Here is a 19,801-nt window from a genome sequence, read left to right as displayed (position 1 = left end):
CAGCATCCATGCCCGGCGACCTACCCTTGACGCATGGAACCCACTCGCGCCGTCAGACCCTTCGAGGTGATCAGCGATTATCAGCCGTCCGGCGACCAGCCGCAGGCAATCGCCGAACTTGCCCAGCGCATCAACGCTGGTGAGACCGATGTGGTGCTGCTCGGCGCGACCGGTACGGGTAAGTCGGCGACGACCGCCTGGCTTGTCGAACAGGTGCAGCGGCCGACGCTGGTGATCGCCCACAACAAGACGCTGGCGGCGCAGCTCGCCAATGAGTTCCGCCAGCTCTTGCCGAACAACGCGGTCGAATATTTCGTCTCGTATTACGACTACTACCAGCCCGAGGCCTATGTGCCACAGACCGATACCTTCATTGAGAAGGATTCCTCGGTGAACGATGAGGTCGAGCGGCTGCGGTATTCGACGACAAACTCGCTACTCTCGCGCCGCGATGTCGTCGTGGTCTCGACCGTCTCGTGCATCTACGGTCTCGGCAAGCCCGAGGAGTACTACGACTCGATGGTCGCGCTCCACGTGGGCGACCGCATCGATCGCGATGATCTCATCCGCCGCTTCGTGGCGATGCAGTACGCCCGCAACGACGTCGCCTTCCAGCGCGGCACCTTCCGCGTGCGCGGCGACACGATTGAAATTATCCCGGTGTACGAAGAGCTCGCGGTGCGCATCGAGCTGTTTGGCGATGAGGTTGACGCGATTTCAATGCTCAATCCGCTCACCGGCGATGTCGTGCGCGATGCCGAGTCGGTGAGCATCTTCCCCGCCTCGCACTATGTCGCGAGCCAAGACGTCATGCACCGCGCAATGGACGGCATCCGGGCCGAACTTGCCGAACGGCTGCCCGAATTGCACTCGCAGGGCAAGCTGCTCGAAGAACAGCGCTTGCGGATGCGCACCGACTTCGACCTCGAAATGATGGAGCAGATTGGCTTCTGCTCGGGCATTGAGAACTACTCGATGCACATTGATGGCCGTCAGCCGGGGGAGCCGCCGCACTGTCTGCTCGATTACTTCCCCGACGACTTCTTGTTGGTGATTGATGAGTCGCACGTCACCGTGCCGCAGATCGGTGCGATGTATGAGGGGGATGCGTCGCGTAAGCGCACGCTGGTCGACTACGGTTTCCGACTGCCCTCGGCACTCGATAACCGGCCGCTGCGCTGGGATGAGTTCAAAGAGCGCGTGGGACAGACGGTCTATCTTTCAGCGACGCCCGGCAAATACGAACTCTCGCAGGCCGATGGCGTGGTCGAGCAGATTATTCGCCCGACGGGCCTGGTTGACCCGAAGATCGTCGTGAAGCCTTCGAAGGGCCAGATCGATGATCTGCTCGAAGAGATTCGCCAGCGCGTGGATCGCGATGAGCGCGTGCTCGTGACGACGCTCACGAAGCGCATGGCCGAAGACCTCACCGACTTCCTCGGCGAGCACGGCGTGCGGGTGCGTTACCTGCACTCTGACGTCGACACGCTCAAGCGCGTGGAACTGCTGAGTGAATTGCGTGCTGGCGTCTACGACGTGCTCGTCGGTATCAACCTGCTCCGTGAAGGGCTCGACCTTCCCGAAGTTTCGCTCGTCGCCATCCTGGATGCAGATAAAGAAGGCTTCCTGCGCTCGGCGACTTCGCTCATCCAGACCATCGGTCGCGCAGCTCGAAATGTGTCGGGTGAGGTGCACATGTACGCCGACAAGATCACCGCGGCGATGGCCCAGGCAATTGACGAGACCGAGCGACGACGCGAGAAACAAATCGCCTACAACGAAGAACACGGCATCGACCCGCAGCCGCTCCGCAAGAAGATCAATGACATCACAGAAGTACTCATGCGCGAGGGGCAGGACACCGCCCAGTTACTCGCCGGGCGCGAGCGCGACCCGAAGCGGGTGGCTGCGCCGAACCTGCGGCGCGAGGGAATCGCGGCTCAGGGAGCCGAGCAGCTCGAAACGCTCATCGGTGACCTCAATGCGCAAATGCTCGCGGCAGCGCAGGAGCTCAAGTTTGAGCTCGCGGCACGCTTGCGCGACGAGCTGGCCGACCTGAAGCAAGAGCTGCGCAATATGGAGCGCGCCGGCCACGTGACGAAGGGCCGCGGATGATCGAGCGTCTCGCAGCGCTCAATACCACCGCGATGCGGGGCCCGGTCCCCATCGGCAGCACTCTCTTGCAGCGCCCTACCGATTCGGCGAAACGATTTGTGATTGGTGGCGTCGTTGCCGTTGCGGCGGTTGGTCTTCTGATCGGTGCAATTTCATCGCTCGTGCGCTGGCTGGGGTTGCCCGCTGCCGACGGCCCCGGACTCGTGCACGCCCAGCGCACGCAGGCGATGATGGCGACCGTCGGTCTTGGTGTGCTCGGCGTGGTGGCATTGATGATTGCCGGGTGGATTCTCGTTGGGCATCTGCTTCAACTACGTCGCATTCACCGTCTTTACCGGTTCGCCGTGGCGAACGAGCTTGCGTTCGCCCGGGAGCAATCTGGACAGCACATTGACGGGCCGGCCTTCTCGGTGTCGGGTAATTTTCGCGAGCATTCGCCACTCGTGCGCGGTCAGGTTGATGGTTCGGCCTTTGAACTCGGTGAGTATCAAGTGCGCCACGTTTCCGCGCAGCATGTCGGCAGCGGTCGTGGCAGTCGCACTAGGGATGCACGACGTACGCGATTCACCTACCTCTCAATCCACGTCGGAGTCGCGCTCCCTACCGTTCGATTGCAGGCCCGTCGGGCACCGCGGCTCCGATCTGCGGATACCTTGCCGCGGTGGCGTGGCGACGAATCGCTCGAGCGGGCCTTTGTCGTGCGTGGCGACGACGCGCGACTCGACCGGCTTGCGGAACCGAGACTGCGCACGGCACTCCTCGCGCACGCTGATCGTCATCACGTCGAGCTTCACGGCAGCCGTGTCACCCTGCTCACCGGCAGTGGCGCGTACGCCGACGAGCAACTACTCGCCGCGCTCCTTGAGGCTGGCGATGCGATCGCTCCGGCAGTGCACACGGCGTTTTCCTGAGTACGCGCAGGTGCCGACACCCTGCTGCTGAGCACTCAGATGAGATGATGGAACCGATGAACGAGCGAAATAACGGAGTCCGACGCGCCGGCGCCCCCACCTACCCAGGTGATCGCGGGGTACGAACAACGGCAGGGCGTGATGGTTCCGCGCGCCCTCAGGTGCGTCCGACCGCCGAGGGCTGGGTGCAGCCGATGGGGCCCGACGGCCGTCCGGTGCTGCAGTTTGCCGCCAAGCGTCGCGTCACGAAGCCGCCGCGGCACCTTGCCGACCTCTCGCTCGCAGATCGCCAGGCCGCGCTCAAAGAATCCGGCCACCAGCCATTCCGTGCGAAGCAGCTTTCGACGCACTACTTCGAGCACTACTCGGTTGACCCCGAGACGATGACCGATCTGCCAAAGGCGGGCCGGGAAGAGCTCGTCGCCGAGATGCTGCCGCCGCTCCTCACTGAAGTGAAGCGACTCAAGACCGATCGCGGTGACACGATCAAGTTTCTCTGGCGCTGCTTTGACGGGGTGCTCGTCGAGTCGGTGCTCATGCGCTACCCGGGTCGCATCACGCTCTGCGTTTCGTCGCAGGCCGGATGCGGCATGAACTGCCCCTTCTGTGCCACCGGGCAGAACGGTCTCACGCGCAACCTCTCGACGGCCGAGATCGTCGACCAGGTGGTGCAGGCCAACCGTGCCATCGCAGCCGGTGAACTCGGCGGAGCCCCAGGGGACGGCGGACCCGAGCGCGTCGGCAACATCGTCTTCATGGGGATGGGGGAGCCGCTCGCGAACTACAAGCGGGTGATGGAAGCCGTGCATCGCATGGTCGACCCATTGCCTGAAGGTATGGGTATGTCGGCGCGCGGCATCACGGTTTCGACCGTCGGTCTCGTTCCGGCGATCAACAAGCTCGCGGATGAAGACCTGCCGGTGACCTTTGCTCTCTCGTTGCACGCGCCCGATGATGAATTGCGCGATGACCTCATCCCGGTGAACAGCCGTTGGAAGGTCGACGAGGCACTCGACGCAGCTCGGGCTTATTTCGACAAGACCGGTCGCCGCGTGTCGATCGAGTACGCACTTATCAAAGACATGAACGACCACGGCTGGCGCGCCGACCTGCTCGCCGACAAGCTCAATGAGCGCGGCCGCGGATGGGTGCACGTCAACCCCATCCCGTTGAACCCGACGCCGGGCTCGATCTGGACGTCGTCGGATCCAAGGGTGATGCATGAGTTCGTCAACCGCTTGCGCGACAAGGGCATCCCGACGACCCTGCGCGACACCCGCGGCAAAGAGATCGACGGTGCCTGTGGCCAGCTCGCTGCTGGAGACTCCGAGTAGCGACGGGCAGTAAGTAGTGTCTCCGCGCCATCCTGGCGGTCTTGATGACCGCGAGCATCCTTCAATGCAGCGGGCGAGAAGGTAGTCAATGTCGCATTTGCCGCGCGCGATTTGCCATACGTATGCGATGGATACTAGGTCGCGTCCGGTGCCGGTAGCGGTGAGTGAAAATCTATCTCCCCAAATCTGCCTAACAATAACTACAACCACGCCTAGACCCATGGGCCGATGGGTCTGGTGGCACCGCTTCGATACCGTGGAGGCATGCGCCAACAACGAGTCCGCAACGTCGCTGCCTTGCTGGTTGCCATCGGCACAGTATTCGGCGCCTCGGCCTGTGCCGCCGGTCCCGAGTTGCCAACCGAGCCCGACGTGAGTACATCGAGCCAGCCAGCCACGACCGATACATCGGCACCGCAGGATAACTACGCACAATTGCAGCTGCATCCATCAACCACGCGAGATGGTTGGCTTCGAGACGACTACGCGAATGGTTTCGGAAACGTTTGGCAGCCCGAAAGCGATACTGCGAGTATCTGCGGCGTGGTTGATGGCGTGGTCATGCTCAACGAATCGTCCTCATCGCAAAGCTCGATTGTGGTTCGGGGTGTATGCCTCGACACCCACGAAGAGCTGTATCGAATCGAGAACGCTGAGTGTTCCCACGAGCAGTCGGTTGGGGATGCGGTCGCGATCAGAACGGTCATCGGCCCACTGACGAAGCTGCTCCTCGTTGAGGTGGCGAGTGGGGATGCAACGCAACTGCTCGAATCCGAAGATGTGATTGCGCCATTTGGCGCAGTGTACGAATTCAATGATTCGGTACTCCTTCAGGTCACTCACGCGCACTCCAGCGCCGCGGTCTATTCGATCGACAAATCAGGTGAGTTGCAATGGCAACAGCAATTCGACAGCGGAAACTGGGACTGCACCCTGCTCGATGGCGGCCCCACCGGAGTCTCCGAAGAGGCGCGTCTCGGATGTTCGAGCTTTCCCGACGACTACGCGATTGTTGACGCGACAACGGGCGAATTTGAAGTCGCGCCGGGGGAGTCACCGGTACCTGGGCAACCTAGGTGGGCGCGCGACGGCTTCTCAGTGTCGATCAATTCCTCGTCGGTTGAGCTCTTCGATCTAACCGGAACTCGCATAGACGAGGTCTCGGGAATCGACGGGTACCACCGGCCGAAATCGCCCCACGATGTGCTCTTGCCGATCGACGAATTCGTCGATGCCTATGGCGTCGCGGCATTGAGCCGCGAAGGCAGCGTGGTGAGCTATTACGCCTCAGCGAGTTCCGATCACACCTTCATTTCGACCGGTACTGTCGTCGAACGAAAGTCGGACCTCGGAGAGGTGCTCGTTACCGGTGCTGGTAATGCAGTGCTCTATATCGAGAATTCAGATTCGACGCTGTATTCCTCGAGCGGCGAGATGATCGGCGATGGCCCCCAACTCGAAGCCCATACGTGGACTGTGCTGGATGGGCTCATCGTGATTACCAAGGCTGGGCGCGCAGAGATTCACTTCCCTCGGTGATCAGCCCCTGGGGCGACGCGGCAGGAAGCCTCATCTGGCTAGGTTAACGATATGCGCCGTCTCCGAATGCGAGCAGCACTTGCCGCGCTCGTTGTGGCACTCACCGTAGGTATCGCTGGTTGTTCGACAATGCCAGCTGACGCGGGAAATACCGGAACTGACTACGCGACACTGCAATTTCATCCGAGCTGGCCGGCCGACTCATTCTTGTCCGCAGACTATGCTGCCGGACTCGGCGAATGGTGGCGACCACCTGGGCATAACAGCATCATTTGCGGTGTTTCGAACGGTATCGCACTCGTCAGCGAACCACACGTCAAAACTGATTCGGATGATTTCTTTTCGGACAATCGCGGAACTCTGCGCGGAATCCGTATGCACGACAATGCCGAAATTTGGCGGATCGAGAACGCCGCCTGCAATTCGGCGTCAGTTCTTGAGGACCATGCGTATATCGCACTCGGCGATTTCACCGAAGGATCGACTGTAGAACGGCTCAATATCGCATCCGGTGACCATGTCGCCAAATCCGAGCCGCTCAAGTACCTCACAGTCGATCGCGCAGTGATCGAGATCGAAGCAACAACACTGATCTTCGCCTCCTTCGATTCAAAGGTGCAAGGTCTTGTCTCGATGGATGGCAACGTTTCTTGGTCTAATGACTGGCCGAGTTCCTGGTACGGCTGCCACGTCCTCGATGGCGGGCCCAACGCAACTCCTGAGGACATGGTCTTGGGCTGCGAACGCGGGGATGGTTTCGCTCTCGTTGACCCTCGTACGGGTGAATTCAGCCTCGGGCCTACCGAGTGGCGCACGAAGAGTGAACGAATTATCTGGGCGCGCGACGGCTATCAGCTTTGGGGCGGGGATTCGTCGAGGACGTCAACGAGCGCGACCGGTGGATTCGGACTCGAAAGTGAGCGGTTCAGTTTTAAAGGCGAGTCGCTCGGCTGGGCCAGGCATATACTTCTCAGCCGAATCACCCCGTCAGCGAGCCAGGTGAAGCTACCGCTCAATGAAATGCCCCTGGCCGAATACGTACAGGCGATCACACCAACTGGTGAGGTCATCGCTTATCGCACGGCGGCTGTCGACGGTTTAGTGCTCGTCAATTCGGGTCGTGAAATTTCGGAGTCGGGCAGACTCGAAGCAGTGAGTGCGGACGGCAGCATCCTGCTGTTCAGCAACGGGAACGACCTCATTTTGCGCGATGGTAGGGGAGAGGAGCTCAACACAATTCCCAAGCCGTCATTGATCGACCTCCTCGACGGACACATTGTTCGTTGGCAGGCCGACGGCATCGAGGCGATTCTCCTCCCAGCGAAGTAGCCCGTCACGCGTTCGTCAACGTCGGAGTCACCCTCGACGACGATGCACCGCCGAGCCGACACGTCATACGGTGATGTCGTGACTCGCTTTCGAAACCACAGCTCACCGGCCCTGATCGGCATGACGGTGCTTGTCGCACTGACGCTTTCGGGCTGCGCCGGCCTGCCTGGTACGACAGCCTCGAGCGGCTCGGATGCGCAATTTCAGCCGAGCTGGGATCAAGACCGCTCACTTGCGGTTGAGTATGCGGCCGGTGTCGGAGATTGGTGGACCCCACCACTTCAAGGAAGCGTGATCTGCGGGGTAGCCGATGGCGTCGCACTCCTCATGGAGCCACGTCCCGATAGCGGGGGTGCGGTGCCAGAGGCCCATGATCGCTCGGCCGTGGTGGGCATCCGCATGGCCGACAACGAAGAGCTGTGGCGCATCGATGAGGCCGCTTGCACGTCAGACGAATCGGTTGGAGACGCCGTCTACGTCGCAATTGGTCCGTACCGCGGTGACTCGGTCATTGAGCGCGTCGTGATTGCGACGGGTGAGCGTACGCCGAAATCGACAGCCCTCGATCGGCTCGAACTTTCGGGCGTCATTACTGAGCTTGAGGACGTGACGCTGCTTACTGCGTATCAGGGCCCGGGTTCACGCACGATCCTCGCGCTCGACGGCACGATTCGGTGGCAGCTCACCGAACTCGGTTGGCTGAGCCGCTGTGAGTATCTCGACGGCGGACCGATCGCCGCACCGGGCGACGCTCGACTCGGTTGCAACGTCGACGAGGGGTACGCGCTTGTTGATACTGCATCCGGCGAAGTCGTCCTCGGCCCGAATCCATTGCGAGGCGACACAATCGTCACCTGGGCACGCGACGGCTATCTCGTGTACGAACGCGGACGCCCGACCGCTCAGGGTGAGTGGACGGTAACTGCCGAGCAGTTTGACCTCGAAGGCAACGCGCTCGACACCGTCACCTATGCACCAATGGCGGCAACTTCTCCCGCGCGACACGGGATGCTCCTCCCGCTCGACGAGGTCGCGGCTGCCGAATCGGTGACAGGAATCTCACCGACCGGGGATGCACTCCTGCGGCTAAGCGCGCGAGGTCGTGAGCTCGCGCTGTCCGGCACAAAGGTTGACGTCTCCGGCTACCTGCTCGCAGTGAGTAGTGGCGGTGAGGTGTTGCTCTTTCAGTCGAGCACTGCACTCACCTTCATTGATGCTCAGGGCACCACGCTGAGTGAGCTCCAGAGCAAGGACAGCGATGTCCGGGTGGTTAATGGCTACCTCGTGAAGCGCGCCCACCAATTGGGAGCTTCGGTGCTCCTGCCTGCCCCGCCATCTTGATCGCGAGCTAGCCGATTCCCAAGCGGGTGTACGCGGCGAGCACCGTGCGTTCCGAGTCGATGAGGTAACGCTCAAGCAATCGGGCCGCTTCGCTTGGTTCATTGGCCGCGAGCCGCTCGACGATCTCGGCATTGCGCACGACGAAGGGGCGGTGCAATTGCTCCGGGTTATCGATCTTCATGAACGCCAATCGCAATTCAGCAGCCGTATTGCGGTAGGTGCGGGCCAGGCGCGGACTGTCCGCGAGCGAAACCAATGCGGTGTGGTAATCCATGTTCGCAGTGCCGACCGCACTCCAATCGGATCCCTCAATCGCGGCCTCACCCGCGGCGATCGCGGCGCGCATCCCGGCAACTGCAGGATGCAGTGGGTCAGCAACTGCGAGCACACCGCACTCAATGAGTCGACGCATCCGATAAAGATCGATCACCGCCGCGGTACTCGGTGAACCCACCGACACCCCGCGGTGGGGGATGCGGGTGAGTAGACCCTGCTCAGTGAGCACGCCAAACGCTTCGCGCAGAGTGTTGCGCGATACCCCGAGCTCGGCGCTCACGGCCGCCTCATTGAGCCGAGCTCCGGGAAGATAGGCGCCGGCAATGATCGCCTCTCGCAGGGTGTCCACCAGGGCATCGTCGCCAGGCGCGGGCTGCATACCGTCCATGCTGGCATGCTACCGCCTGAGCGATCCATCCCATTTTGTTCAACAATAGTTGCGTGTTTGTAGAACGTCAGGCTATGTTGCATCCAACGCAATATCGCGTGCCACCGCCAGTGACGTCGATGGGACACCCAAGCAATGACTCGCAATGACTCGACCGAAGTCGAGACCCCGAAGCAAACTCCGCGTGAATTCGTGAAGACTCGCCGTGGTCCGATCCTCGGCGCAGTCTTCCTCATGGCCACCAGCGCCATCGGCCCGGGCTTCATCACCCAGACCGCCACCTTCACCGCAATGTTTGGCGCGGCCTTCGCCTTCGCCATCCTCGCGTCGATCATCATCGACTTCGCGGTTCAGATGAACATCTGGCGCATGATCACCGTCTCCGGCAAGCGCGCAGGTCAGCTCGCAAACGACGCCATCCCCGGCAGTGGGTATGTCCTCGCCGTGCTCATCGTGATCGGCGGCCTCGCCTTCAACATCGGCAATATTGCCGGAGGCGGGCTCGGCCTCAACGCCCTGCTCGGCATTGACCCGCAACTCGGCGGCCTGCTCACTGGCCTCCTCGCAATCGCGATCTTCCTCTACAAGAAGGCCGGTGCGGTCGTTGATGTCGTGGTCATGATCCTCGGCGTCGGCATGATCGTGCTCACGATTGTCGTGGCCGTCGTCACGAACCCGCCAGTGGGGGATGCACTGCGACAGACTGTGTTGCCCGACACGATCGACTTCGCCACCATCACCACCATCGTTGGCGGTACCGTCGGCGGTTACATCACCTATGCCGGCGCCCACCGCTTCCTCGACAGCGGTCAGACCGGCGCACAGCACGTTCGTAGTGTGCACCGTGCCTCGCTCAACGGCATCCTCGTCACCGGCATCATGCGCTACGTCCTCTTCCTCGCGATCCTCGGCGTCGTCGCCTCGGGCGTTACTCTCGACCTCACTTCGGGTGCTGCGAACCCGGCCGGTCAGGCCTTCCAGCACGCCCTCGGCGAAGCAGGTCTACGCGTGTTCGGTGCGATTTTCTGGGCTGCCGCACTGAGTTCGGTCATCGGTGCCGCCTACACCTCGGCAACCTTCCTTTCGACCTTCTCAAAGAAGCTCCGTGACGGCTGGCCGCTGCGCATCGCCACGGTCGCCTTCATCGCCGTGTCGCTCGTGCTTTACCTTCTCTGGGGTGCCGCGCCGGCCCAGATCCTCGTATTCGTGGGTGGCTTCAACGGCCTCATCCTGCCGATCGGCCTCACGATCTTCATGTACATCGGCTGGTTCCGTCGCGATCTCCTCGACGGCTACCGCTACCCGAAGTGGCTGCTCATCTTCGGCACGATCGCTACGGCGCTTACCTGGTACATGGGTGCGAACTCGGTCGTCCCGATCTTCAGCATGATTCTCGGCTCGTAAGCGAAGCTGACTGTAGAGGAGTACCCATGTCGAATATCGATCTCAACTCTGATCTCGGCGAGAACACGCCCGACCGCATCGTCGGCGATGACGCAGCCATGCTCGCACTCGTGTCGAGCACCAATGTGGCCTGCGGTTTCCACGCGGGCGATCCGGCCGGCATCCGCCACACCCTCAGCGAAGCCGCCGCTCGCGGAGTGACCGTGGGGGCGCATCCGGGCTACCGCGACTTCGAGAACTTCGGCCGCAACTCGGTCGAGATCGCCCCGGCGGCGCTCCAAGCCGAGGTCGAATACCAGATCGGCGCGCTGATGGGCCTCGCCGCCTCGGTCGGCACGCAGGTGAGCTACGTAAAGCCGCATGGCGCCCTCTACAACACCATCGTGCACGACCGCGAGCACGCCGAAGCCGTCGTCGCAGCCGTGCGCGCGGTCAACCCGCAGCTCGTCGTGCTCGGACTCAGCGGCGCCCTGGTGCTTGACCTCGCCGAGCGAGCCGGCCTCGCCGTCGCACGCGAAGCCTTCGCCGATCGCCGCTACAACCCCGATGGCTCGCTCGTCTCACGCAAGCTGCCCGGTGCGGTGCTCGACGATCCCGTGCACGTGGCAGAGCGGATGCTCGAGCTTATTGACCGCGGCACGCTTGAAGCTGTCGATGGCACTCGCATCCGCCTGGATGCGGAATCGATCTGCGTGCACGGGGACAGCCCGGGCGCCGTCGCCATGGCGGCTGAGTTGCGTCGACGACTGCTCGACGCCGGAGTGGAGATTGCCCCGTTTGCTGCCGCTGCGCGGAGCTAGGCGGCTCGTCATGACGCCGGATGCCCCACTTCGAATCGTGCCGGTCTCGGATCGAGCGCTCCTCATCGAGTACCCCGACCTCGACCACGCGATTCGCCACTACGCCGCACTCACCGCGGTAACGCTCGGGGGAGTCGACGAGCTCGTTCCGGCAGCGCGCACTCTGCTCGTGTGCTTTGATCCCACCGCCGTTGATGCCCCGACGTTGGCGTCGGCCCTGCGCGGAGTCGCGCCAGCCGAGTCGCTCACAACCGAACTGTCCCCGGTGACCATCGATGTGGTTTACGACGGAGGCGAGCTCGGCGAGGTCGCCGAGCACCTCGGGCTCAGCGTCGACGAACTCATCAGCCGCCACGCGGCGGCAAATTGGCGCGTGGCCTTCACCGGCTATGCCCCCGGGTTTGCCTATTGCGTTGGCGATGATCCGGTCTTTCAGGTGCCGCGCCGCGCGACGCCGCGTACCCGCATCCCGGCCGGATCCGTCGGCCTCGCGGCTGAATTCTCGGGCATCTACCCCCGGGAAGCACCGGGTGGTTGGCAGCTCATTGGCCGCACCGGTGCATCCATGTGGGATCTTGATCGGCAGCCGCCGGCGCTCTTGCAACCCGGCCAGCCAGTGCAGTATCGGGCGGTGCGCGAGGTTGTGCAGACGGCGGCCGCCGCCGCACTCGCAGTACCAGCTGTGGCCACCGGCCCGGCGCTCGTGGTCGAGCGGCCCGGTGGCCAGGCACTCCTGCAAGACCTCGGACGACCGGGACTCCTTGGCATGGGTGTACCGGCCTCGGGTGCGGCAGATCGGCGTGCTCTGCGGGCAGCGAACCGCATCGTCGGCAATCCGAGCAATACTGCCGCGATCGAAATCGCTGGCGGCGGCACCACCCTGCGTGTGCGGGGCGCGGCCGTCATTGCCGTGACCGGCGCGAGTGGTCCGCGCAGCATCCTCGCCGTAGATGGCACCGAAGTGCCGCTCGAGCGCGGCACCCCGACGGCCGTCGACGATGGCGATCTCGTGCGCATTGGCGCCTTTGATCGCGGGATGCGCGGCTATCTCGCCGTGCGCGGCGGATTCGCGGCGCCTAGAGTCCTCGACAGCGTCGCGACCGACACTCTCGCCGGCGTGGGCCCGGCGCCGCTGCAAGCGGGCGATGAACTCCCGATCAACACGGATGCGGTGCTGCGCGCCGTCGACGTGAACGACCCCGTGCGGCCGGAGCTCCCGGCGGATGGCGAGGTCGTCACGCTCGATGTCGTACTCGGACCGCGCACCGATTGGTTTACCGCGACCGGCCTACAGACACTCCTGCACACCGAGTGGCTGGTAACTCCGCAATCGAATCGTGTTGGCGTGCGCCTGGCAGGCGACACCCCGATCGAGCGCGCCGAGTCGGGGGAGTTGCCGAGTGAGGGCGCGGTCACCGGCGCCATCCAGGTACCACCGGATGGCCAACCCGTGCTCTTTCTCGCCGACCACCCGCTCACCGGCGGCTATCCCGTCATTGGCGCGGTCGTCGACCGCGACCTCGACCTCGCTGGCCAACTGGCTGCGGGGGTGCGCGTGCGCTTTCGCGCGCTTCACGACTTCACCGAACTTTGATCCTTCCGGAGCCACTCATGCAACGCATCCTCATTGCGAACCGCGGCGAAATTGCCGTGCGCATCATTCGCGCCTGTGCCGAATCCGAGCGCACATCCATTGCCATCTACGCCGACCAAGACCACGACGCCCTGCACGTGCGACTCGCCGACGAGGCGTACGCGCTCGGCGGCGCCACCCCGGCCACGAGCTACCTCAATGCGGAGGCAATCGTCGCGCTCGCCCTGCGAGTCAACGCGGATGGGGTGCATCCGGGCTACGGCTTCCTCGCTGAGAACGCCGACTTTGCGCGCGCGGTCGAGGACGCTGGACTCATTTGGATCGGCCCGCGCCCCGACACGATCGAGCAGCTCGGCAATAAGGTCGCAGCGCGGGAGCTTGCAACGAGCATCGGGGCACCGCTCGTTCCCGGCACCACCGAGCCGCTTGCGAATGCCGAAGAGGCAGTGGCTTTCGCCAAGGAGCACGGCCTGCCCGTCGCCATCAAGGCGGCCTTCGGAGGCGGCGGGCGCGGCCTGCGCGTCGCCCACAGTCTTGATGAGGTTGCCGACAGTTTCGCGGCGGCGACGAGCGAAGCGATTGCTGCCTTTGGCCGTGGCGAGTGCTTCGTCGAACGATTCCTCGAGCAACCGCGACACGTTGAGGCACAGATCGTCGGCGATGGTGAGGGTGCGGTCGTGGTCGTTGGCGACCGTGATTGCTCATTGCAGCGTCGCAACCAGAAACTCGTCGAAGAGTCACCCGCACCCGATCTCAGCGAGGAGCAGCGCACATCCATCCACGATGCCGCCCGTCGCATCGGTGAGGCGGTGAACTATCGTGGCGCCGGCACAGTGGAGTTTCTCGTCGGCCGCGACGGCACCGTTTCGTTCCTTGAGGTGAACACTCGACTCCAGGTCGAGCATCCGGTTACCGAAATCACCGCGGGAGTCGACCTCGTGGCCGAGCAGTTCCGCATTGCTGAGGGGCGCGGCCTTTCACTGAGCGAAACGCCCGTGCCAACGGGTCACGCCTTGGAGTTCCGCATTAATGCGGAAGACCCTGGCCGCGGATTCCTTCCGGCTGCCGGCCAAGTGACCGGCCTGCGTGTGCCCGGCGGCCCAGGTATTCGCTGGGATGCTGGGGTCGAGGCCGGTGACCGCGTCGAGGCTGCCTTCGACTCGATGCTCGCAAAGCTCATCGTGTTCGCCCCCGACCGGGCTCAGGCAATCGCGCGCGGGCGTCGTGCCCTGCGAGAACTTGAGGTGAGCGGCGTCGCCACCGTCGTGCCCTTCCACCGCGCGGTGCTTGAGGAGCCGGCCTTCACCGATGCGCCCTTCGGCGTCTACACCCAGTGGATCGAGCAGGAGTTGCTGCCGAAGCTCCCCAGCGCACCGCGAAGCGCCGCGACTGCGGCATCCGAGCTCGTGCGCTTCGCCGTCGAACTCGATGGCCGTCGAGTGATGCTCGGGCTTCCCGCCGAGATGCTCACCCGACTCGGTACGAATGCGTCATCGGATGCCGCTCAAGATGCTGCTCGCGAGACTCCCGAAACTGATCCGACACTGCTCGAGGCTCCCGTTGCCGGCACGCTCGTGCGTCGTCTCATTGATGAGGGCGCGAGCGTCACCACCGGCACTCCGGTTGCGGTGCTCGAGGCCATGAAGATGGAGACGCAGGTCGTCGCGCATCGAGATGGTGTCGTGCAATGGCGCGTGGATGAGGGCGAGACTGTTGCGCTCGACGCTCCGATCGCGGTGATCGCGGCCGAGTAGATCACCGCGGTTGCGCGAATTCGCGTAGGACTGGGCGTGGCCCGCCACGCGCTCAGCGAACCTCGACGGCGCATGTCGGAGGGGCGGCGTAACCTGGGGCGGTGACATTGCAGAGTGAGATTTCGACCACGAGTAGCTCTTCCACGAGCGCGTCGACGGTGAGCACCCCGGCCGAGGGGCAGCCGACGTTGCGTGTGCAACACGCGCGCGTGCACAACCTCAAGAACGTCGACCTCACGATCCCGCGCGACCGACTCGTCGTGTTCACCGGTTTGTCGGGCTCGGGCAAGTCATCGCTCGCCTTCGACACGATCTTTGCCGAGGGCCAGCGACGGTACGTCGAATCGCTGTCGTCGTATGCGCGCATGTTCCTCGGTCAGGTCGATCGCCCCGATGTCGACTTCATCGAAGGGCTCAGCCCCGCGGTTTCGATCGACCAGAAGTCGACGAACCGCAACCCGCGCTCAACCGTGGGCACGATCACTGAAATCTACGACTACATGCGTCTCCTTTGGGCGCGCATCGGCATCCCGCACTGTCCCATCTGCGGCGAGCGCATCGAAGCGTCGACGGTGCAGCAGATCGCCGACCGGCTGATGGAACTGCCCACCGGCACTCGCTACCAATTGCTCGCCCCGGTGGTGCAGCAGCAGAAGGGCGAGTTTGTCGATCTCTTTTCCTCGCTCTCGCAGCAGGGCTTTGCGCGCGCGATGGTCGATGGCGAACGCATCCAGCTCACGAGCCCACCGAAGCTGAAGAAGTCGTACAAGCACGACATCTCGGTGATAGTTGACCGTCTCGTCGCGAGCGACGAGTTGCTTGGCAGGCTCACCGACTCGCTTGAGACGGCGCTTGGCCTCGCTGGTGGAAGAGTCACCATCGAATTCGTCGACCGCGACGACGATGACCCCGAGCGCACGGTCACCTTCTCAGAACAGCTCTCGTGCCCGAATCAGCACAACATCGCGCTTACCGAGATTGAGCCGCGCACCTTCTCGTTCAACGCACCCTTCGGCGCCTGCCCCACCTGCGATGGGCTTGGTACCCGCATGTCGGTTGACGATGACCTCCTCATCGGCGATTTCGATGCCTCAATCGCCGACGGTGCGATCTTGCCCTGGTCATCGCAGGGGAAGTCGCTCTACCAGTATTACGAGCGACTCCTCGTCGGGCTTTCTGAAGAGCTCGGGTTCAGTCTCACAACCCCCTGGCGCAAGCTACCCAAGTCGGTGCAGGATGCATTGCTCCACGGCAAGGACTACAAGGTGCGGGTGCGGTACAAGAACCGCTATGGCCGACAGATGACCTACTCGTCGGGCTTCGAGGGCGTCGTGCCCTACATTGAGCGCCAGTACGCCGAGGCCGATAGTGACGCCAAGCGTGACCGCTGGGGCGAATATCTCCGCGAGGTGCCCTGCGCATCCTGCAATGGCGCGCGCCTCAAGCCCGAAGTGCTCGCCGTTACGGTCGCAGGCAAGTCGATCGCCGATGTCACCTTCCTCGCCCTCGACGACTGCCTCGAGTTCTTCGAAACTATCGACCTCACCGAGCGTGAAGCACAGGTGGGTGCCCAGGTGCTGCGCGAATTGCGCTCACGCCTGCGCTTCCTCACCGAGGTCGGGCTGACCTACCTCGATCTCGCACGCTCCGCCGGCACGCTCTCGGGTGGCGAAGCACAGCGCATCCGACTCGCCACGCAGATCGGCGCCGGGCTCACGGGCGTCCTCTACGTGCTCGACGAACCCTCAATCGGCCTGCACCAGCGCGACAACCGTCGACTCATCGACACGCTGGTGAAGTTGCGCGACCTCGGAAACACCCTCATTGTGGTCGAACACGACGAGGACACCATCCGCACCGCCGATTGGCTCGTCGACATCGGGCCAGGTGCGGGGGAGTACGGGGGCGAAGTCGTGCACTCCGGCAACTATTCCGACCTGCTTGCGAACGAGCACTCGATCACCGGCGACTACCTCGCCGGACGCCGCCGCATCGACACCCCGACGAAGCGCCGCAAGATCGACCGCAATCGCAAGCTCACCGTCGTCGGCGCCCGCGAAAACAACCTCAAGAACGTCACGGTCGATTTCCCGCTCGGCGTGCTCACCGCAGTGACCGGCATCTCCGGCTCGGGCAAGTCATCGCTCGTGAATGACGTGCTCGAGCGCGTACTCGCAAACAAGCTCAATGGCGCGCGCGGTGTGCCCGGCAAGCACACGCGGGTGACGGGCCTCGAACACCTCGACAAAGTCGTGCATGTCGACCAGGCTCCGATCGGCCGCACCCCGCGCTCGAACCCGGCCACCTACACGGGCGTGTTCGACCGCATCCGAAACCTCTTTGCCGAAACCCCAGAAGCAAAGGCTCGTGGCTATCAGGCCGGACGCTTCTCGTTCAATGTGAAGGGCGGTCGCTGCGAAGAGTGCCATGGCGACGGCACGATCAAGATCGAAATGAACTTCCTGCCTGACGTGTACGTGCAGTGCGAGACCTGTGAGGGCCGCCGGTACAACCGCGAAACGTTGCAGGTGCACTACAAGGGCAAGACAATCGCCGATGTGCTCGACATGCCGATCGCTGAGGCGTGCGAGTTCTTTGAACCGATCACGGCCATCCACCGCTACCTGCAGACGCTCGTCGATGTGGGCCTCGGCTACGTGCGCCTCGGGCAATCGGCCACCACGCTCTCGGGTGGTGAGGCGCAACGCGTGAAGCTCGCCACCGAATTGCAGCGCCGCTCAAATGGCCGCACCATCTACGTGCTCGACGAGCCGACGACGGGTCTGCACTTTGAAGATGTGCGGAAGCTACTCATCGTGCTGCAGAGCCTCGTCGACAAGGGCAACTCGGTCATCGTCATCGAACACAATCTCGATGTGGTGAAGTCGGCCGATTGGGTCATCGATATGGGTCCCGAGGGCGGTTCAGGCGGTGGCGAAGTGGTGGCCGAAGGCACTCCGGAGCAAATCGCAAAGGCACCGGGTAGCGCAACCGGTGAGTTCCTTGCCGAGATGTTCGCGCATGAGCAGGCGCGGGCAGGCCGCGCGAAGGCGTAGTCGGTGGCACGCGAACTCGAGTGGCGCCCACGGAGCGGCGACATTCCCAACGGGCCCGGCGTCTATCGCTGGCTCGATGCGGATGGTCGCGTGCTCTACGTCGGCAAAGCGAAGCGTCTGCGGCAGCGGTTGCAAAACTACTTCGCGCCACTCGAGACGCTGCCGGAGCGCACCCGGCGCATGGTGACGAGCGCGGCCACCGTCGAGTGGACCGTGGTCTCCAACGAGATCGAGTCACTCCAGCTTGAATACTCACTCATTCAAGAATGGTCACCGCCCTTCAATGTGCGGCTCAAAGACGATAAGTCGTACCCGTTCATGGCGATCACCCTCGCCGAAGAAGCCCCGCGAGTGATGGTCACGCGCAATCGCAAGATTAAGGGCGCGCGCTATTTCGGGCCGTATCCAAAGGTTTGGGCCGTGAACGAAGCTATTGATCTCATGATCAAGGTGTTCCCGATTCGCACCTGCAATGACTCGAACCATCGCCGCGCGATGCAAACCGGCAAGCCCTGCTTTGCTGGCCAAATCGGGCGCTGCGGCGGCCCCTGCTCACAAAAGGTGACCATCGAAGAGCACCGCGTACTCGTCAACGAGTTCGTCGACTTCATGGAAACCTACGACCGCTCCATCGTCGACGATCTGCGGGTCCGCATGGCCGCCGCATCCGCCGAACTTCGATTCGAGGATGCGGCCCGCCTGCGCGATCGCATCGTGGCCCTCGAGACGGTGCTTGAGAAGTCGGCCGTCGTATTGCCCGACTCTGCCGATGCCGATGTCTACGGCATTGCTGAGGATGGGCTTGCCGCGTCGGTGCAATTGTTCACCGTGCGTCGCGGTCGCGTTCGCGGAGTGCGTGGCTGGGTGCTCGACAAAGAACTTGATGTCGATACCGGCACATTTGTGCAGCAGGTGTTGCAGGAGGTGTATGGCAAGCAGGGCCAGGAACCGCCGCGCGAGGTCATCGTGCCGACCCTGCCGGAAGACGCCGAAGCGCTCGCTGAAGTGCTCACGCAAGTGCGCGGTACCAAAGTGCAATTGCGCACGGCAAAGCGCGGTCCACTCGCTGATCTGCTCCAGACTGCGCGCATCAACGCGCTCGAGGCACTCAAGCAGTACAAGTTGCAGCGCACGGCCGACTATGTCGCCCGTAGCGATGCGCTCAACGATCTGCGCGATGCCCTCGGTCTCGCGCAGGCACCGCTGCGTATTGAGGCTTTCGACGTCTCGCACCTGCAGGGCACCGGCATCGTTGCCTCCATGGTGGTATTCGAAGACGGCCTCCCAAAGCGCAGCGACTATCGACGCTTCAACATCGCGGAATCCACCGACGACACCGATTCGATGTATCAGGTGCTCACACGCCGCCTCGCCTATCTCCGTGACGACGAAGCGCCGAAGCCCGACCCAACCGACGCCGAGGCCCAGACACCTCCGAAGCGCTCGAAGTTCGCCTATCCGCCACAATTGCTCCTCATCGATGGTGGCCAACCACAGGTCGCCGCCGCGCAACGCGCGCTCGACGACTCCGGAGTCACCGGCATCGCCATCGTCGGTATTGCGAAGCGGCTCGAAGAGCTGTGGCTACCGAACGATGATTTCCCGGTGATCCTGCCGCGCTCATCCGAATCGCTCTTTCTCGTGCAGCGCCTGCGTGACGAAGCACACCGCTTCGCGATCAGCGCCCAGCGCTCATCCCGGAAGCGCGATATCCGCACGCAGCTTGCTGAGATTCCTGGGCTCGGTCCGGCACGCATCCGGGCACTCCTGCGCGAATTCGGTTCGGTCGCGCGACTTCGCGCCGCCGAGGCGGATGCACTCCAACGGGTTCCCGGGATCGGTCCGGCGATGGCGGCATCAATTGTGGCCGCAATTGGAAATCCGCGCGTCACACCAATCGCATCCGCAGGCAGTGATGACGATGACTCGCTAGGCTGAGGACTCGTCGGATTGGGGGACT

Annotated in this window: 13 protein-coding genes; 12 read left to right on the top strand and 1 reads right to left on the bottom strand. The window is 63.3% G+C overall.

Annotated features, from left to right (window positions below; all coding sequences use genetic code 11):
• Nucleotides 1-33 precede the first annotated feature (33 nt).
• The 6 genes from uvrB to EG850_RS05380 all read left to right on the top strand — a co-directional run bounded on the left by uvrB (nt 34) and on the right by EG850_RS05380 (nt 8,569).
• A complete protein-coding gene (uvrB, locus tag EG850_RS05405) occupies nt 34-2,115 on the top strand; it encodes an excinuclease ABC subunit UvrB (RefSeq protein WP_124971094.1) in 2,082 nt (693 codons plus the stop codon).
• Nucleotides 2,112-3,026: a hypothetical protein gene (locus EG850_RS05400; protein ID WP_124971090.1), complete on the top strand. Its 915-nt coding sequence runs from the start codon at nt 2,112-2,114 to the stop codon at nt 3,024-3,026. Before uvrB ends, EG850_RS05400 begins: the two co-directional genes overlap by 4 nt.
• 44 nt (nt 3,027-3,070) lie before the next feature.
• Nucleotides 3,071-4,360, top strand: coding sequence for a 23S rRNA (adenine(2503)-C(2))-methyltransferase RlmN (gene rlmN, locus EG850_RS05395; protein WP_124971087.1), 1,290 nt, complete (start codon nt 3,071-3,073; stop codon nt 4,358-4,360).
• A gap of 264 nt (nt 4,361-4,624) precedes the next feature.
• Entirely contained in the window at nt 4,625-5,899 is a 1,275-nt protein-coding gene (locus EG850_RS05390; RefSeq protein WP_124971084.1) for a hypothetical protein, read from the top strand.
• 51 nt (nt 5,900-5,950) lie between these two features.
• Nucleotides 5,951-7,228, top strand: a complete 1,278-nt coding sequence (locus EG850_RS05385; RefSeq protein ID WP_124971081.1) for a hypothetical protein — start codon at nt 5,951-5,953, stop codon at nt 7,226-7,228.
• A gap of 78 nt (nt 7,229-7,306) precedes the next feature.
• The gene (locus tag EG850_RS05380; RefSeq protein WP_124971078.1) at nt 7,307-8,569 is read left to right on the top strand and encodes a hypothetical protein; all 1,263 of its coding nucleotides are present in this window, start codon (nt 7,307-7,309) and stop codon (nt 8,567-8,569) included.
• Between the two features lie 7 nt (nt 8,570-8,576).
• Here the strand turns inward: EG850_RS05380 and EG850_RS05375 are convergent, their stop codons facing one another.
• The gene (locus EG850_RS05375; RefSeq protein WP_124971075.1) at nt 8,577-9,233 is read right to left on the bottom strand and encodes a GntR family transcriptional regulator; all 657 of its coding nucleotides are present in this window, start codon (nt 9,231-9,233) and stop codon (nt 8,577-8,579) included.
• A gap of 135 nt (nt 9,234-9,368) precedes the next feature.
• On the opposite strand from EG850_RS05375, the gene EG850_RS05370 reads away from it, so the two are divergent.
• From EG850_RS05370 to uvrC, 6 genes are all read left to right on the top strand, one after another.
• Nucleotides 9,369-10,637, top strand: a complete 1,269-nt coding sequence (locus EG850_RS05370; protein ID WP_124971072.1) for an NRAMP family divalent metal transporter — start codon at nt 9,369-9,371, stop codon at nt 10,635-10,637.
• A 26-nt stretch (nt 10,638-10,663) separates the two neighbouring features.
• Complete coding sequence (locus EG850_RS05365; protein ID WP_124971069.1) at nt 10,664-11,437, top strand: LamB/YcsF family protein; 774 nt, start codon at nt 10,664-10,666, stop codon at nt 11,435-11,437.
• A gap of 10 nt (nt 11,438-11,447) precedes the next feature.
• Entirely contained in the window at nt 11,448-13,031 is a 1,584-nt protein-coding gene (locus tag EG850_RS05360; RefSeq protein ID WP_124971066.1) for a 5-oxoprolinase subunit B/C family protein, read from the top strand.
• 17 nt (nt 13,032-13,048) lie between these two features.
• A complete protein-coding gene (locus EG850_RS05355; RefSeq protein ID WP_124971063.1) occupies nt 13,049-14,785 on the top strand; it encodes an acetyl/propionyl/methylcrotonyl-CoA carboxylase subunit alpha in 1,737 nt (578 codons plus the stop codon).
• A 158-nt stretch (nt 14,786-14,943) separates the two neighbouring features.
• Nucleotides 14,944-17,841, top strand: coding sequence for an excinuclease ABC subunit UvrA (gene uvrA, locus EG850_RS05350; protein ID WP_124971331.1), 2,898 nt, complete (start codon nt 14,944-14,946; stop codon nt 17,839-17,841).
• Nucleotides 17,842-17,844: 3 nt separating this feature from the next.
• Nucleotides 17,845-19,779 carry an excinuclease ABC subunit UvrC gene (gene uvrC, locus EG850_RS05345; protein ID WP_124971060.1) on the top strand — a complete coding sequence of 645 codons (1,935 nt, stop codon included), beginning with the start codon at nt 17,845-17,847 and terminating at the stop codon, nt 19,777-19,779.
• Nucleotides 19,780-19,801: the final 22 nt, after the last annotated feature.

Origin of the sequence: Gulosibacter macacae (genome assembly GCF_003865375.1) — a bacterium.
Classification (GTDB): Bacteria; Actinomycetota; Actinomycetes; order Actinomycetales; family Microbacteriaceae; genus Gulosibacter; species Gulosibacter macacae.
The sequence above is the reverse complement of the archived record's forward strand: the minus strand, read 5'-3'. Positions and strand labels throughout refer to the sequence as shown.

What these genes read in the sequence shown, in the direction of transcription:
- EG850_RS05365 (WP_124971069.1), top strand. Translation starts at nt 10,664, where the DNA reads ATGTCGAATATCGATCTCAACTCTGATCTCGGCGAGAACACGCCCGAC.
- EG850_RS05390 (WP_124971084.1), top strand. Translation starts at nt 4,625, where the DNA reads ATGCGCCAACAACGAGTCCGCAACGTCGCTGCCTTGCTGGTTGCCATC.
- rlmN (WP_124971087.1), top strand. Translation starts at nt 3,071, where the DNA reads ATGATGGAACCGATGAACGAGCGAAATAACGGAGTCCGACGCGCCGGC.
- EG850_RS05355 (WP_124971063.1), top strand. Translation starts at nt 13,049, where the DNA reads ATGCAACGCATCCTCATTGCGAACCGCGGCGAAATTGCCGTGCGCATC.
- EG850_RS05400 (WP_124971090.1), top strand. Translation starts at nt 2,112, where the DNA reads ATGATCGAGCGTCTCGCAGCGCTCAATACCACCGCGATGCGGGGCCCG.
- uvrB (WP_124971094.1), top strand. Translation starts at nt 34, where the DNA reads ATGGAACCCACTCGCGCCGTCAGACCCTTCGAGGTGATCAGCGATTAT.
- EG850_RS05370 (WP_124971072.1), top strand. Translation starts at nt 9,369, where the DNA reads ATGACTCGCAATGACTCGACCGAAGTCGAGACCCCGAAGCAAACTCCG.
- EG850_RS05385 (WP_124971081.1), top strand. Translation starts at nt 5,951, where the DNA reads ATGCGCCGTCTCCGAATGCGAGCAGCACTTGCCGCGCTCGTTGTGGCA.
- EG850_RS05360 (WP_124971066.1), top strand. Translation starts at nt 11,448, where the DNA reads ATGACGCCGGATGCCCCACTTCGAATCGTGCCGGTCTCGGATCGAGCG.
- EG850_RS05375 (WP_124971075.1), bottom strand. Translation starts at nt 9,233, where the DNA reads ATGGACGGTATGCAGCCCGCGCCTGGCGACGATGCCCTGGTGGACACC.